A 16,618-nucleotide genomic window follows, 5' to 3' on the forward strand; every position below is an offset into this window, starting at 1 on the left:
CATTGCAGAAGGGGAAGTCGACGTGGATAAGGGCCAGATTCGCAAAGTGGTGATCGCCGGCGGTGGCACGGCCGGCTGGCTTGCCGCCTGCGCGCTATCGCACCAGTTCCGCGAACGCCTGGACATCACCCTGGTGGAGTCCGAACAGATCGGCACCGTAGGGGTCGGCGAATCGACGGTGCCGCCTATCCGCACCTTCCATCGTTTCCTGCAGATCGACGAGCCGGATTTCCTGCGCGCGGTGGCCGGCACCTTCAAGCTTTCCATTTCCTTCGAGAACTGGCGCCGTCCCGGCGATCGTTTCATCCACCCCTTCGGCACCACCGGACAGGGCACGCTGGCCTGTGCCTTCCATCATTTCTGGTTGGACAGCCTGCGCCGCGGCATGCCTTCGGAACTGGGTGATTTCTGCCTGGAAACACTGGCCTCACGGGTGGACCGGTTCTCGCTGGGGGAGCAGTCCCAGGTAAATTATGCCTACCACTTCGATGCGGGGCTCTATGCGCGCTTCCTGCGAAGCATCGCCGAGGGCTACGGGCTCAAGCGCGTGGAAGGCAAGATCCGCGAGGTTCGGCAGCACGCCGATTCCGGCTTCGTGGAATCGCTGGTGCTGGAAGACGGGCAGGTGCTCGAAGGCGACCTGTTCATCGACTGCACCGGCTTTCGCGGCCTGCTCATTGAGCAGGCCCTGCATACCGGCTACGAAGACTGGAACAACTGGCTGCCCAGCGACCGCGCGGTGGCCGTGCAGACCGAACCAGTCGGTCCGCCGGTGCCCTACACGCGTGCGATCGCGCACGAAGCCGGCTGGCGCTGGCATATCCCGCTGCAGCATCGCGTCGGTTGCGGGCTGGTTTTCTCCAGCCGCCACATGTCCGATGACGAGGCCACCGCCAAGTTGTTGCGTGACGTCGGCGCGCCGCCGATCCGCGACCCCTGGCTGGTGCCGTTCCGCACCGGGCGCAGGCTGAAAGCCTGGAACAGGAACGTGGTGTCGCTGGGTCTGGCCAGTGGTTTCATCGAGCCGCTGGAATCGACCAGCATCCACCTGGCGATCAGCTCGGTGTTCAGGCTGATCCAGCTGTTTCCTTTCGATGGCATTGCACCGAGCCTGGTCGACCTGTTCAACGACGTCAGCCGTTCGGAAATGGAACACGTGCGCGATTTCATCATCCTGCACTACCACGCCAACCAGCGCGACGAACCGATGTGGAAGGAATGTCGCGAGATGGAGCTGCCGGAATCGCTGGACATGCGTCTGCGTGCCTGGCGTGAACGCGCGCACGCCTGGCAGGGTGCTGACGAATTGTTCCGTGTCGATTCGTGGACTCACGTGCTGCTGGGGCAGGGCATCATGCCCGGCGAGCATCACCCGCTGGCGCGCGCGTTGTCAGAGCAGGACATGCGCAGGTTGCTTGACTCGCTTCGCCAGCCCATCGAACGCGCGGTGGGGCAGATGCCATCGCAGCAGGAATTCATCGAGCGCTACTGCAAGGCGCCCCCCGCCGTCTGGGGCGCCCGTGCCCCGGCTGCGATGGCCTAGACGAAGCCGGGACGCCCATGCTGCTCGAACACCATCCCGGCCTGCGCGTCAGCAAGCTTTCCCTCGGCAGCGAGGGAGCGCCATTGCTGGTCATCGACAACCTGGTTGCCGATCCGGAACGCCTGGCGCGCAAGGCAGCACGCAGCCAGTTCGTTGCGCAGGCGTCGATGTTTCCGGGCATCCGGGCGCCGGCACCGCTTTCCTACCAGTACTTCCTTGAGACGACGTTGAACCCGCTGCTGGAGGAATGCTTCAGCATGCAGCCGGGCCGCTTCGTCTTCCCGATGTGCCATTTCTCCCTGGTGACCTTGCCGCCCGGCAAGCTGGAATTCCTGCAGCGCGTCCCGCACATCGACTCGGTGAGCGCCGACGGCCTGGCCAGCGTGCACTACCTGTTCCACGGGGACTGGGGTGGCACCGACTTCTACCGCCACAGGCGCAGCGGCTTCGAGTCCATAGACCTGGCGCGCCGGGAATCCTATTTCCAATGCCTGGAACAGCAGCGCCTGGATTCCGGCGGCCAGACGGATGGTTACATCGGCGGCGACACCAGCCTCTTCGAACGTATTGCGCAAGTACAGGGCGTGTTCAACCGCATGGTGGTGTACCGACGCAACTCCCTGCATTCCGGCAGCATCGACAACAGCCGCGTGCCGCCACCCGATCCCATGACGGGACGCCTCTCCATCAATACCTTCATCGACGTGCTGCATTGAAGGCAGCCGAGCCACACGTAATCCGCCTTGGTTGCTTCCAGCGCACAGCCAACGCTTTCCCCCACCACGCTGAATATCCGCAGGAATTCGCAAGGAACCGAACGACATGAAGCCAGTCCACCATTCACCTGCGGCTGCACCGCGTCTTCGTCTGCGGCGGGCAGCGCTTTTCCATGTGCTTGCCATGGTGATTGGCGGGGTGGCCTCGGCCGCAGCCGCAGCCCAGCAGCCTGAGTCGGATCGCGTACCCGGCAATGAGACGGCGCGCGCGCATCCGGAGTTGTGGCCGGCGTTGCAATCCCCATTGGCGCCTGACCCGGCACTTGAACGGCGTGTGCGGCAGTTGTTGTCCAGAATGACCGTGGAAGAAAAAGTGGGCCAGGTGGTGCAGGGCGACATCGCCAGCGTGACCCCGGACGACGTACGCAAATACCGGCTCGGCTCGGTGCTGGCGGGCGGCAATTCCGATCCGGGCAACGACTATCGCGCCACCGCTGCGCAATGGGTCGCGTTGGCTGACGCTTATTACGACGCGTCCATGGACATTGGTGGTGGCCACAACGCCATACCGTTGCTGTTCGGCATCGATGCGGTGCACGGCCACAACAACCTGGTGGGGGCAACGCTGTTCCCCCACAACATCGGGCTGGGTGCGGCGCGGGATCCTGAACTGCTGCGCGAGATCGCAGCCGCCACTGCGGTCGAGCTTCGCGCCACCGGCCTGGACTGGACCTTTGCACCGACGCTGGCGGTTCCGCGCGACGATCGCTGGGGGCGCACCTATGAAGGCTATTCGGAGCATCCCGAGATCGTGGCGCTGTATGCGGAGCCGCTGGTCGAAGGCCTGCAGGGCAAGGCCAACAGCCGGTCGTTCCTGTCGCCCGAGCACGTGATCGCCACGGCCAAGCACTTCCTGGGGGACGGCGGCACGTACGAGGGCCGAGACCAGGGCGATGCAAGAATCAGCGAGCAGGAATTGCGCGACATGCAGGGCGCCGGCTATCCGCCCGCGCTGAAGGCCGGCGTGCAGGCGGTCATGGCGTCGTTCTCAAGCTGGAACGGCACGCGGATGCACGGCAACGAAAGCCTGCTGACGGAAGTGCTTAAAAAGCGCATGGGGTTTGACGGATTCGTGGTCGGCGACTGGAATGCGCAAGGCCAGATTCCGGGCTGCACCAATACCGACTGTCCCGCTGCGGTCAATGCCGGCGTGGACATGATGATGACGCCTGATACCTGGAAGGGCTATTACGAAACCACGCTCAAGCATGTGCAATCGGGGCGCATTTCGATGCAGCGCCTGGATGATGCGGTGACCCGCATCCTCCGGGTGAAAATGCGGGCCGGCCTGTTTGAAGCCGGACGACCCTCGCGACGTCCACTTGCCGGAAACGCAGCCCTGCTGGGCGACCCCAAGCACCGTGCCCTGGCACGGCGCGCGGTGCGCGAATCACTGGTATTGCTGAAGAACCAGGGAGGGATCCTGCCGCTCGATCCCAAGGCCAGCGTACTGGTCGCCGGCGATGGCGCCGATGACATCGGCAAGCAATCCGGTGGCTGGACCCTGACCTGGCAAGGCACTGGCCTGAAGGCGTCCGATTTCCCCAGGGCGCAATCGATCTGGTCCGGCATTGCCGAACAGGTGAGGGCTGCAGGCGGCAAGGCCACGCTGTCGGTGGACGGAAAATATTCGGCCAGGCCCGATGTGGCCGTGGTGGTGTTTGGCGAAGATCCCTATGCCGAATTCCAGGGCGACATCAAGTCGGTTGCCTACAAGCCGAATAACACGGCCGACCTGGAACTCATCAAACGCCTGAAACAGGAAGGGATTCCGGTCGTGGCCGTGTTCCTGTCGGGTCGTCCGCTGTGGGTGAACCGGGAAATCAATGCGTCCGATGCCTTCGTCGCGGCCTGGCTGCCAGGCTCGGAAGGCGGCGGCGTGGCCGATGTGCTGCTGCGCGACCGCCAAGGTAAGGTGGCCCACGATTTCACCGGCAAGCTGTCCTACTCGTGGCCGCGCAGTGCGGCGCAGTCTCCTGTCAACGCGGGGCAAGGGGGCACTCCGCCACAGTTCGCCTACGGTTATGGCCTCAAGTACGGCCAGGATGGAAACCTTGCGGCATTGGACGAAGATCCCGGACTGGATCTCAGTGCGCTGCAGAGCGCGCGCTACTTCGAGAAGGGCGGAGTAGCCAAGGGCTGGCGCCTGCGCCTGGACCACGCCGGCGCGCCGGTCTATGTGGAGCGCGCGGGCGATACGCATGATGCCGGCATCACCGTGGTGGCCGTCGACCACAAGGCCCAGGAAGACGCCTGGCGGTATGCATGGAAGGCGCCGGGCATTTCCAGCATCGCCTTCGTCGCGCCGGAACCGCTGGACCTCAGCCGTGAAACCAATGGCGACGTGTTGCTGGTGATGACCATGCGTATTGAAGCCACGCCAGCGGCCGACACCGCACTGTTCGTCGAATGCGGCGACAAATGCGCTGGACGGGTGGCGGTTGGCGCGCAACTGGCGAAGTTGCCTGCCAACCAGTGGATGAGCGTGGCGCTGCCGTTGAAGTGCTTCGCCAGCGCCGGTGCCAATATGGCCAGCCTCACGGTGCCGGCAGGCATCGAATCGCTGCAGGGAAACCAGTTGGCAATCAGTGAGGTCGGCTATGGAACGGTGTCGGACCATGTGCTTGCGTGCGAGGCGCCCTGAAATGCAGGCCGCCCCGGGGCACGGCCGGGCAGCATCGGGCAGCAACCCGACGCTTCTGCACGGGCGCAATCGATGCCATCCCCGGCGTCCCAAGCCAATGATCCAGAAAGGATTCTGCGATGCAGCACGATTTTTTCGGTGGCGGCCGGTAAAGTGCATATCCACCACAACCTGCCCGAGAAGCAACTTGAAATCAGCTCTTCCCGCCATCCGGCCTTTTTTTTGCAACCCGAATGGTAGCGCTAACTCTTTTTGTGTTGGAGGATGTTTTCGATGACCCTCACCGCCGGCATCGACGCAGGAACGCAAAGCGTGAAGGTCGTGGTGTACGACGACCAGGCCCGTCGCGTCGTTGCTGCCGCCAGCGCGCCGCTGGAGTTGTCGAGCGGGGAAGATGGCAGCCGCGAACAGCATCCCGATGCCTGGGTGGCGGCAGTACGCAGCTGTTTCGGTGCGCTGGATGCGGAACTGCGCGGCAGGATCAAGGCCATCTCGGTCTCCGGCCAGCAGCATGGCTTCGTCGCCCTTGATGCGCAGGGCGAGGTGCTGGCCCCGGCCAAGCTCTGGTGCGACACCAGCAGCAGTGCCGAATGCGTGGAGATCATGGACGCGGTGGGCGGAGCGGAGCGCAGCATCGCACTGGCCGGCAATCCGATCCTGGCCGGTTACACCGCCTCCAAGTTGCCCTGGACGCGCAAGCATCGCCCCGACGTGTATCAGCGGCTGGCAACGATCCTGCTGCCGCACGACTACCTGAATTTCTGGCTCACCGGTCGGGCGTTCTGCGAACACGGCGACGCTTCGGGAACCGGCTGGATGGACGTGCGCACGCGGCAGTGGTCTGCGGAAATGCTGCACGCCATCGACGCCGAACGCGACCTGACCCCGTGCCTGCCGCCCTTGGTGGCCAGCGACCGCGTCTTCCAATTGCAGCCTGGGCGCGCCGACGAGCTCGGCCTGGCGCGCGAGGTCATCGTGGCGGTGGGTGGCGGCGACAACATGATGGCGGCCATCGGCACCGGTTGCGTAGTGCCCGGCAGGCTGGCGATGAGCCTGGGCACCTCCGGCACGCTGTTTGCGTATTCGGATGCCGCCATGGTCGATCCCGACGGTAGCTGGGCGGCCTTCTGTTCGTCCACCGGCGGCTGGCTGCCGCTGATCTGCACCATGAATTGCACGGTTGCCACCGAGACCATTGCCAGGCTATTCGGTTTCAGCACGCGCGACGGCGACGTGCATATCGAGTCCACCACGCCGGGCGCCGGTGGCCTGACCCTGCTGCCGTTCCTCAATGGCGAACGCACTCCCGACCTGCCGCTCGCCAAGGGCGTACTGACTGGCATGGGTACGCACAACGCCAGCGCCGCCCATTTCTACCGCGCCGCGATGGAGGGTGCGACCTTCACCCTGAAGCACGGCTACGACGCCTTCCTGGCGGCGGGCATGCAGTTCGATCGCATCGTACTGACCGGAGGCGGCGCCACCAGCGCCGCATGGCGCCAGATGGTGGCCGATGTATTCGACCTGCCGGTGGAAGTACCGCGTGAAGCCGAGGGCGCCGCATTCGGCGCCGCGTTGCAGGCCTTGTGGGCTTGCTCGCTCGCGCAGGGCGCCGATCTTTCCCTGGCCGAACTGGTCGATGCGCACGTCGGCATAGATGCCGCGCTTGCCTGTACGCCGGAACCGTCGCGCGTGGCCGCCTATCGCGAGCCCTACCGCAGATTCCTGGAACACCTTGTCGCCGTCAGGCAGCTCTACACGGCGTGACAAGCCCTCCCACTTGCAAATACCACCGTTAGGAACCGTCATGAACACTCAATTCTTCATAGGCGCACGGGAATACTTCCCCGGCATAGGCAGCATCCCGTTCGAGGGAAGCGGTTCGGACAATCCGCTCGCATTCAAGGTCTACGAGCCTGGCAGGATGATCGGCGGAAAGACCATGGCCGAGCACCTGCGCTTCGCGGTCTGCTACTGGCATACCTTCACCAATGCCGGCCATGATCCCTTCGGGCCGGGTACGCGCCGTTTCCCCTGGGAAGCCGGCTCGCCAATGGCCACCGCCGAGGCCAAGGTCGACGCGGCCTTCGAATTCTTCACCAAGCTGGGCGTGCCCTACTGGTGCTTCCACGACGTCGACCTGGCGCCGGACGCCGAGGACATCGGTGAGTACGAGAAGAACCTCAAGCACATGGTCGCGCTGGCCAAGGAGCGCCAGGCCGCCACCGGCATGAAATTGCTGTGGGGCACGGCCAACCTGTTCTCGCACCCGCGCTACATGAATGGTGCATCGACCAATCCGGATTTCGCCGTGGTGGCGCGCGCCGCGGTGCAGGTCAAGGCGGCGCTGGATGCCACCGTTGAACTGGGCGGCGAGCACTACGTGTTCTGGGGCGGCCGCGAAGGCTATGCCACGCTGGCCAACACCCAGATGAAACGCGAACTCGAGCACTTCGCGCGCTTCCTGACCATGGCGCGCGACTACGGGCGCAGCATCGGCCTGAAGGGCAATTTCCTGATCGAGCCCAAGCCGATGGAGCCGATGAAGCACCAGTACGATTTCGACAGCGCCACCGTGTCAGGTTTCCTGCAGCAGCATGGGCTGGACAAGGACTTCAAGCTCAATATCGAGGCCAACCACGCCACCCTGTCGGGCCACACCTTCGAACACGATCTGCAGGTGGCCTCCGATCATGGCCTGCTGGGCAGCATCGATGCCAACCGCGGCAATGCGCAGAACGGCTGGGATACCGACCAGTTCCCGACCGACCTTTACGACACGGTGGCCGCCATGCTGGTAGTGCTGCGCCAGGGCGGCCTGGAAGGCGGCCTGAACTTCGACGCCAAGGCGCGTCGCGAGTCCACCGACATGGAGGATCTTTTCATCGCCCATATCGGCGGCATGGATAGCTTCGCGCGCGGTCTTGAAGTCGCGCATGCGCTCTTGAACGATTCGCCGTGGGAGCAGTGGCGAAGCGCGCGCTATGCCAGTTTCGACAGCGGCGCGGGCCGGGATTTCGAACAGGGCCGGCTGTCCCTGGCCGACCTGCACGCGCTGGCGCTGGGGCAGGACGAACCACGCCAGATCAGCGGCAAGCAGGAGCGTTACGAGAACCTGCTCAACCAGTATCTGCTGCGCTGATCCCGGTGCCGATGCAGGAACGCCATCGGGCGTTCCTGCAGTCGCCGAAGGCCCCGCGGCAACCCGTCTGCATGTGATGACCTATTCCAGCAGGCCAGGATGACGGGGAAAGCGGCGCGCGAGCTCAGCCCTTATTCGCCCGCTTGCGCTTGGCAAGCGGTGCCACCGAATCACGAATGACCAGCTGATAGGGAGTCACATGGTCCACCACCATGCGCACACTGCGATCCTTGCGCCGGATGTTGCGCATCAGGATGTCGATGGCGGAGTCGGCCATGTCGGAGATGGGCTGGTGGATGGTGGTCAGTTCGGGCCACACCGTGGTCGCGGCAAAAGTGTCGTCGAACCCGACTACCGACAGGTCGCGCGGTACATCGAGGCCCTTGCGGTGTGCGACCGAGATGACGGCAGAGGCCATGTCATCGTTGCTGGCGAAAATGGCGGTGGGCGCGAGCCGGTGCGCCAGCATTTTTTCACTGGCCTCCAGGCCGGACCGGTAGGTGTAGTAACCCTGCTCGACCAGGCTTTCGTCATGGGTGATCCCCGCCTCGGACAGGGCGGCCTGGAAGCCTTCGTAGCGGTGCGCACTGGCGGTCTGGTTGGGGTGGCCCTTGATATAGCCGATGCGGCTATGGCCCTGGGCGATCAGGTGGGCGGTGATTTCCTTGCTGGCGCGGAAGTCATCAATCCGCACGCACGAGATCTCGTTGCTGAAACGGCCCGACGCGATCGCCACGACGGGCACGCCGGCACTCACGAATTCCTTGATCACCGCCTTGGACTCGCAAAGCGGCGGCGGCAGGATCACGCCCGCGACCGTCTTGGCGAGCACGCGTGCCGCATTGCGCTGCTCGTCGGCGCCAAGATTGTCCCAGGTGTCGATGACCAGCTGGGCCGCGGTGCGGGCCGCGCCACTCAAGGCGCCTACCAGCAGTTCGCGAAGGTAGGCCGAGCTGGGGTTGGTGTAGATCAAGGCAATGCGGGTGTGTTGCGCAGTGGCCAGCGAGCTGGCTGCAAGGTTTGGGGTATAGCCCAGCTCCTGCACGGCGCGCATGACGTTCTCGCGCGTGGAATCACGCACCTTGCCCTGGCTGTTCACCACGCGCGACACCGTCATCGGCGATACGCCAGCGAGCAGGGCCACTTCATCGATGGTGACGGCGCGTCCCTTCCGGCGTATCGATTTCCTGGGTTTTTCCAACGCTCCCACCTTTGCTCTGCTGCCGGCCATGCACGCACCGCGCGAGCGATCCGTGCATGACGCATGTAACCCGCCTCAACCGGAGTCAGGGGCCTGGCATGATGACTGCGTCGATGGTAACGCTAACAAGCCCATGCGGCGAGCGTGCCGGGCGCTGCAATGGGCGTGTCGCAGCCCGGGCTGGCCTATTGTCCGACCCCAGCCCCGATCGCTTCTCCAGGCTGTTCGTGCTGCTGGCCTGGCTGTTCATGGCCATGTTCGCCACGCCGCGCGCACATGCAGAAGACGGTCATGAACTCTGGCTGCGCTATCGACCGTTGGCTGCCGCGGTTGCGAAGATCTATCGATCCCAGGCCACGCAACTCATCGCCGCCCAGGACACGCCGATGCAGGCCGCAGCCCGGGCGGAATTGCAACGTGGCCTCGAGGGCTTGCTGGGGAAAGCACCGCCCGGCGTCGCTGGAATAAGCAGCGATGGCGCCATCATCATCGGCACGCCGCGTTCGTCCCCAGTTCTAGCGCGCCTTGGGCTGGACCTTGACGACCTGGGTGGCGAGGGTTACCTGATTCGCAGCCTGCTCGTCGATGGCCGCAAAACCACAGTGATCGCGGCAAACGAAGACATAGGCACGCTTCATGGCGTTTTCCATCTGCTGCGGTTGCTGCAAACCGGTCAATCACTGGCGCACCTGGAACTGCGTGAATCGCCCCGGCTGAAATTGAGGTTGCTCGATCACTGGGACAACCTGGATGGTTACGTGGAGCGCGGCTATGCAGGGTCCTCGATCTGGGACTGGGACACGCTGCCCGGTTACCTGGCGCCACGCTATATCGAGTACGCGCGCGCCAATGCCTCGCTGGGTATCAATGGCACGGTACTCAACAACGTAAACGCCAGCGCATTGAGCCTGAGTGCAGCCTACGTGGCCAAGGCGGCTGCGGTGGCGGGCGTTTTGCGCCCTTATGGGATCCGTGTGTTCCTCAGCGCGCGCTTCAGCGCGCCGATGGAGATCGGCGGCCTGGCCACGGCGGACCCACTGGATCCTGCAGTGCAGGCCTGGTGGCGAGCGAAGGCCGATGAAATCTATCGGGCCATTCCCGACTTTGGCGGCTTCCTGGTCAAGGCCAACTCGGAAGGGCAGCCCGGGCCCCAGGACTACCGCCGGTCGCACGCCGATGGGGCGAACCTGCTTGCCGACGCACTGGCGCCGCATGGTGGCACGGTGATGTGGCGGGCCTTCGTCTATTCCCATGAGCAGCCCGATGACCGCGCCAGACAGGCTTACGACGAATTCGTCCCGCTGGACGGCAAGTTCCGCGACAACGTGCTGGTGCAGGTCAAGAATGGACCGGTCGACTTCCAGCCGCGCGAGCCGTTCCATCCCTTGTTCGGCGCGATGCCTGCAACGCCATGGTGATGGAATTCCAGATCACCAAGGAATACCTGGGTTTCGCCACGCACCTGGTGTACCTGGGGCCGCTGTACGAGGAAGCCCTGCGGGCCGAAACCATGGCACGCGGCAAGGGGTCCACCGTGGCCAGGGTGATCGACGGATCACTGCATGGACACGCATTGAGCGGCATGGCCGGCGTCGCCAATATCGGTACCGACCGCAACTGGAGCGGCTCGCATTTCGACCAGGCCAACTGGTACGCGTTTGGCCGCTTGGCCTGGGATCCGGGTCTGTCCGCGCGCGACATCGCCACGGACTGGGTGAAGATGACCTTCTGCAACGACGATCGCTTCGTCGTGCCCGTGGTGGAAATGATGATGGGTTCGCGGCAGTCGGCGGTGGATTACATGACGCCGCTGGGCCTGCATCACCTGATGGGGCGCGGCCATCACTATGGGCCGGCGCCGTGGCTTGCAGGCGGGCCACGCGCCGACTGGACCTCGGTTTACTACCATCGCGCCGACAAACACGGAATAGGTTTCGACCGTTCCCGCCACGGCAGCAATGCGGTCGCGCAGTATTTTCCGGCGGTGGCCCGCCAGTTCGACGACCTCCGGCGCGTGCCCGAGGATTACCTGCTGTGGTTCCACCATGTCGACTGGGATTACAGGACCCGGTCGGGACGGATCCTGTGGGACGAGCTGGTGCACCGCTACACACGTGGCGTGGACTATGTGCGGACGATGCGTGGCACCTGGGAGGGCCTGGCGCCTTACGTGGACAGCGAGCGACAAGCGCAGGTGACCGCGCTACTTGTCATCCAGGAGCGCGAAGCGCAGTGGTGGCGTGATGCCAGCATTGCCTATTTCCAGACCTTCTCGCAACGCAAGCTGCCTGCCGGTTATGCGCCGCCCGCCCATTCGCTCGCCTATTACAAGGCCCTGGAGTTTCCGGACGCACCAGGAGATGGGCGATGATCGCTGCCTCCGTCTTCAACACGCTTTATCGGCACCTGTTCTTCAGTGCGCTCGCGGTTTCGCTGCCATGGGTGGGCATGGCGCAAGCTCACGCGGCGGTGCCGGCCGAGTTACCGCTGCTGCACGCCATGTTCCAGGATCACGCGGTGCTGCAGCGCGGCCAGCCAATCCGCGTATGGGGCAGCGCCACGCCGGGGCAGGATGTGCGGGTTGCGCTGGCTGGCAGCCGCGGCCGCGCGCGCGCCGACGGCGAGGGCCGATGGCAGGTGTCGCTGCCTGCATTGCCGGCGGGCGGACCGCATCGCCTGACGGTCAGGTCTGGCCAGCGTACCCAGAGTCTCGAGGATGTCCTGGTCGGTGACGTCTGGCTGTGTTCCGGCCAATCGAACATGGAGCTGCCGGTAAGGCGATCGCTGGACGCGGATTCGGAGATCGCCGGTGCAGCGGCTCCCACCCTGCGGCTGTTGACCGTGCCGCAGGCGGCCAGCGTGGTTGAACTTGATACGTTCCAGACCGCAGTGCACTGGCAGACCGTAAGCCCCGGCACGCTGCGTGATTTTTCGGCGGCCTGTTTTTATTTCGCGCGGGAACTGCAGAAGAAGGTGGCGGTGCCGATGGGGCTGGTCAGTGCGGCGTGGGGTGGTTCACGCATCGAAGCCTGGATGAGTACAGCAGCATTGCGCGCGGAAGGTCGACACGATGACGGACTGGACGCGTTGGCGCTTTATGCCCGCGACCCGGCCGATGGCGCCCGACGTTGGGGTGAAATCTGGCAGCGCTGGTGGCAACAGCGCGCAGGAGTGGCCGCGGTTGACAAGCCATGGAACCCGTCCCAGGCGCCGGTCGGCCAGTGGCGAAAAGCGCCGGCTGCGCTGGGCGCATGGGAGTATTGGGGCGAGCCGGCGCTGGCCGACTACAACGGCATGGTCTGGTATCGCACGACCGTGCGGCTCAGCGCAGCCCAGGCTGCACAGCAAGCCACGCTCGAGCTTGGCGCTATCGACGAGACCGACATGACCTGGGTCAACGGCCGCGGCGTGGGTAGCGCCTATGACCCCGGCTCGGGCCGTCGATACGTGCTTCCACCAGGATTGCTGCGCGTAGGCGACAACAGCGTGGTGGTGAACGTGCTGGATACCTATCGCGATGGCGGCATGAATGCGCCTGCCTCCGCCTACCGGCTGAGTTTCGGCGATGGCACCAGTGTGCTTCTGCAGGGATGGAGGTACCGTGCGGCGCCCGGCGACGGCGCGCCGCCCAGCGCGCCCTGGCAGACCGCAGGCGGCCTGGCCAGCCTGTACAACGGCATGATCGCGCCTATCGGCCCCTACGGCTTGCGCGGCGTGCTCTGGTACCAGGGCGAGTCCAACACCGGCGAGTCCGGCAGCTACCAGGCGTTGCTGAAGACCCTCAGCCGCGATTGGCGAACACGATTCGGCGCGGCACTGCCGTTTTTGGTCGTGCAGCTTGCGGGCTACGGCATGCCGCCCACGCATCCACGTGAAAGTGGCTGGGCGGGATTGCGCGAGGCGCAGCGGCAGTTTGCCTACGAGGATCCACATGCGGCGCTGGTGGTTGCGCTGGACATTGGCGACCGTTACGACATCCACCCACCGAACAAGCAGGAACTCGGCCGTCGCCTGGCACGCGCGGCGCGCGCGCTCGTGTACGGGCAGCCCTTGGCGGCTTCCGGGCCGGTGCCCGTGTCCGCAAGACGCGAGGACGACACAGTCATCGTCCGCTTTGCAGAAGCAAGCGAGCCGCTGCTGGCCTACGGCGCGGACACGCCGGTGGGCTTCGAGCTTTGCGGGGCCGCGCCGGGCAGTTGTCGCTATGCCACTGCCCGTATTCGTGGCCAGGAAGTGGTATTGCACGGACCGTTGGAACAGCCTGCCACCCGCGTCCGCTATGGCTGGGCCGACAATCCGGTTGTCACCCTGTTCGACAGCAGCGGGCTGCCGGCAGGCCCATTCGAAATGGAGATTCCATGAGCGCCCCTACCTACCCTCCGTGCTGGTTCGCCGAGAAGCGGGAAATCGCGATAACGCGGATGATCACCGTGTTGTTGCTGCTGTTCCCGGCGATGCTCGCGTCGCCCGTGCTTGCGCAGGAGTCGGTGCTGTTCGACTGGTTCGAATACCAGGGCCACGATGCGGTATTCGAGGCGCCGCTTCCGCAAGGCAGTTATCGCAATCCCATACTGGCCGGGTTCCATCCCGACCCCAGCATCACCCGGGCCGGCGACCGCTTTTACCTGGTCACCTCCAGCTTCGCGTTCTTTCCAGGCATCCCCGTGTTCGAGAGCGGGGACCTGGTGCACTGGAAGCAGATCGGCAACGTCATCGATCGCCCATCGCAACTCGACTTCGATGGGCTGGGCATGTCGCGCGGTGTGTTCGCGCCCTCCATCGACTATCACGACGGCATCTTCTACGTGGTCAACACCGCCGTCGACAGTGGCGGAAACTTCCTGGCTACCGCCGTCGACCCGGCCGGTCCCTGGTCCGGTCCCATCTGGCTGCCGACCATCGGCGGGATCGACCCGTCGCTGTTCTTCGACGACGACGGGCGCACCTACCTGCTCAACAACGATGCACCGGTCGGCGCGCCGCGCTACGACGGCCACCGCGCGATCTGGATGCAGGAATTCGACCTTGCCAGGAAGCAGCCGTTCGGTCCGCGCAAGGTGTTGATCGATGGCGGCGTCGATCCGTCGACGAACCCGATCTGGATCGAAGGCCCGCATATCTTCAAGCGCGATGGCTGGTATTACCTCAACTGTGCCGAGGGCGGCACCGGTCCGCAGCATTCGCAGGTAATCCTGCGCAGCCGCGCGGTATGGGGACCGTACCAGCCGTATGAAAAGAATCCCATCCTGACCCAGCGCGACCTGCCCACTGACCGTGTCCATCCCATCACCAACGCGGGCCATGCCGACCTGGTGGAAGGACTGGATGGCCGCTGGTGGGCCACCTTCCTGGCCAGCCGCAACTATGGGGAGGTGCACTACAACACCGGCCGCGAGACCTTCCTCTTGCCTGTGGAATGGAGGGATGGCTGGCCGATGATCCTCGAGCCAGGCCTGGAAATTCCCTACCTTGGGCGTGGTCCTGGCTTCATGGCGCATGCGGCAGCGCAGGCACCCGCCACGGGTAACTTCATTTGGCGCGATGAATTCGACACGCTGGCGCTGGGAAAGGAATGGATGTTCGTGCGCGTGCCCAAGTTGCAATGGGCCGACCTGGCCGGCCACCCCGGACAACTCGCGATCCGGCCCTTGGCTGAAACGCTGGACACCCTGCGCAATCCCGCATTCCTGGCCCGTCGACAACAGCACACAAGCTTCAATGCCAGCGTCGCCTTGCAGGTACCGGCCGAAGCGGGCATCGAGGCCGGCATGGCCGCGTTCCAGAACGAAGCCAACTGGTATTTCCTGGGTGTGCGGCGCAAGGGGACAGGGTTGGAACTGTTCCTGGAAAAGAGCAGTCGCGAGGGCAGGCAGGTCGTGGCGACCCGGGGCCTGCCCGCGATGGATTCCTTGAAGTTCAAGGTCGAGGGAAACGAAGGCGACTACTCATTCGGCTTCGACGCCGGGCACGGTTGGCAGTGGTTGAGCCAGCACCAGGACGGGACGGTGCTCAGCACCGATATGGCAGGTGGATTCATAGGTGCCGTCATCGGGCCGCATGCCCGCATCGCGTCCGGTAAATGACTGGCTTAAACATGCGATCCGGAAAGTAGCAGGTCACCCCTTGGCCAATCCTGCAGCGAGCGCCTCAAGACCTGTGAACCGCGGACAATAAGACCTCCGGCGATGAGCAAGGCGTCGCTTCAGCGCACGGGGTTGGGCTGGTCGCTGCCGCCATGCAGGTTGTCTGTCTGCCCGGCGATGTATTTCCGCAGCCACCGCAGCGCGGGGCGCTCGCTGCCGTCTTCGCGCACCAGGTTGGCGCCCTGCTTCATGCGCCAGAGGCCCGGCCGGAAACCCCACAAGGTGATGCCATGCACACCCGGATGTTCCCAGAAAACGGGGAAGATCCGCTGGTAATCCCGCAGCTGCGCTTCGTCGGTGGGACCGTCGACGTCCAGCTCGGTTACGTAAATCGGCAGGCCGCTCGAGGCCAGGCGATCAAGGTTGGCGCGGTGCGTCGACATCGGAGTCTCGGTGGTGGTGGCGAAGGCATGGCCCTGCACGCCTATTGCATCCACCAGTTTCTCCTTCATCAGCAATTCGATGATGCCCAGGTACCGCGTTGTATCGGCATCGCTGTTGGTGATGCTGTAATCGTTGATCATCAGCCTTGCGTGCGGGAAATGCTTGCGCGCCAGGCGGAAGGACTCGAGCACCCACTCCCAGCCACTGGCGCCGTTCCCGCCCAGCGCTTCCAGGTAGTGTCCGCCGCCCTCATCGTCCTTGGCAGGAGGATCATGCAGCGGTTCGTTGACCACTTCGACGAAATCCAGTTCCGGGTAGCGCGCCGCAACGGCAGCGAACCACTCCTCGATCTCTTCGCGCTGCTCCTGCGGGGGTAGCTGCTCGATCCACTCCGGCTGCTGGTTGCCCCAGACCATGACATGCATCTGGAACGGCATGGCATGGTGTTGCGCGAACTCATAGGCCTGGTCCAGTGCGCTCCAGTCCATGATGTCGCGCCGCACTTCAACATTTCCCCACTTGCCGCCGTTTTCCGGCGTGACCTTGTTCCAGTAGTCGGCGAACCCGTGTACCTGCTCCGCGCTGTAGGCGCTGCCCAGGAATTTGCCATTACCGTCAGCCAGCGGCGCGCCATAGACGTGGGTGGCAAACAACAGCGCGGCCACCGTGCTGGTCAGGATCTGTTTTTTTTTCATGTCGGGTTTCCCGTCAGTGTGTCGGTTGCAGGCAAGGAGAGTGGGTTCGCGGCGCGATGCGCTTCGACACCTGGCCCCTGTAAGGCTCTA

At 64.5% G+C, this 16,618-nt stretch carries 9 protein-coding genes and 1 pseudogene; 8 read left to right on the forward strand and 2 right to left on the reverse strand.

The genetic code is table 11. The features are described 5' to 3' along the window. Positions 1–22: 22 nt before the first annotated feature. The 5 genes from DT603_RS04655 (at position 23) to xylA (ending at position 8,105) form a co-directional block, all read left to right on the forward strand. The gene (locus DT603_RS04655) at positions 23–1,543 is read left to right on the forward strand and encodes a tryptophan 7-halogenase (RefSeq protein WP_162348679.1); all 1,521 of its coding nucleotides are present in this window, start codon (positions 23–25) and stop codon (positions 1,541–1,543) included. Between the two features lie 17 nt (positions 1,544–1,560). Further along, on the forward strand, positions 1,561–2,259 hold the full coding sequence (locus tag DT603_RS04660; RefSeq protein WP_162348680.1) for a DUF6445 family protein: 699 nt from the start codon (positions 1,561–1,563) through the stop codon (positions 2,257–2,259). A 106-nt stretch (positions 2,260–2,365) separates the two neighbouring features. Continuing rightward, positions 2,366–4,963 carry a glycoside hydrolase family 3 protein gene (locus DT603_RS04665; RefSeq protein WP_425500932.1) on the forward strand — a complete coding sequence of 866 codons (2,598 nt, stop codon included), beginning with the start codon at positions 2,366–2,368 and terminating at the stop codon, positions 4,961–4,963. Positions 4,964–5,236: 273 nt separating this feature from the next. Continuing rightward, positions 5,237–6,730: a xylulokinase gene (gene xylB / locus DT603_RS04670; protein ID WP_162348681.1), complete on the forward strand. Its 1,494-nt coding sequence runs from the start codon at positions 5,237–5,239 to the stop codon at positions 6,728–6,730. Between the two features lie 40 nt (positions 6,731–6,770). Beyond that, positions 6,771–8,105 carry a xylose isomerase gene (gene xylA / locus DT603_RS04675; RefSeq protein ID WP_162348682.1) on the forward strand — a complete coding sequence of 445 codons (1,335 nt, stop codon included), beginning with the start codon at positions 6,771–6,773 and terminating at the stop codon, positions 8,103–8,105. Positions 8,106–8,229: 124 nt separating this feature from the next. Here the strand turns inward: xylA and DT603_RS04680 are convergent, their stop codons facing one another. After that, complete coding sequence (locus DT603_RS04680) at positions 8,230–9,336, reverse strand: LacI family DNA-binding transcriptional regulator (protein ID WP_211368274.1); 1,107 nt, start codon at positions 9,334–9,336, stop codon at positions 8,230–8,232. 218 nt (positions 9,337–9,554) lie between these two features. On the opposite strand from DT603_RS04680, the pseudogene DT603_RS04685 reads away from it, so the two are divergent. The 3 genes and pseudogenes from DT603_RS04685 (at position 9,555) to DT603_RS04695 (ending at position 15,389) form a co-directional block, all read left to right on the forward strand. Continuing rightward, positions 9,555–11,677: pseudogene (locus DT603_RS04685) on the forward strand (alpha-glucuronidase family glycosyl hydrolase). Next, on the forward strand, positions 11,674–13,668 hold the full coding sequence (locus DT603_RS04690) for a sialate O-acetylesterase (protein WP_246191558.1): 1,995 nt from the start codon (positions 11,674–11,676) through the stop codon (positions 13,666–13,668). Before DT603_RS04685 ends, DT603_RS04690 begins: the two are co-directional and overlap by 4 nt. Beyond that, positions 13,665–15,389 (forward strand): glycoside hydrolase family 43 protein, encoded by a 1,725-nt coding sequence (locus DT603_RS04695; RefSeq protein WP_425500933.1) that lies wholly within the window; start codon positions 13,665–13,667, stop codon positions 15,387–15,389. Before DT603_RS04690 ends, DT603_RS04695 begins: the two co-directional genes overlap by 4 nt. 119 nt (positions 15,390–15,508) lie before the next feature. On the opposite strand, the gene DT603_RS04700 is transcribed toward DT603_RS04695, so the two are convergent. Then, on the reverse strand, positions 15,509–16,528 hold the full coding sequence (locus tag DT603_RS04700) for an endo-1,4-beta-xylanase (RefSeq protein WP_162348683.1): 1,020 nt from the start codon (positions 16,526–16,528) through the stop codon (positions 15,509–15,511). Positions 16,529–16,618: the final 90 nt, after the last annotated feature.

It is taken from the genome of Pseudoxanthomonas gei (genome assembly GCF_010119615.1).
In the GTDB taxonomy this organism is placed as follows: Bacteria; Pseudomonadota; Gammaproteobacteria; order Xanthomonadales; family Xanthomonadaceae; genus Pseudoxanthomonas_A; species Pseudoxanthomonas_A gei.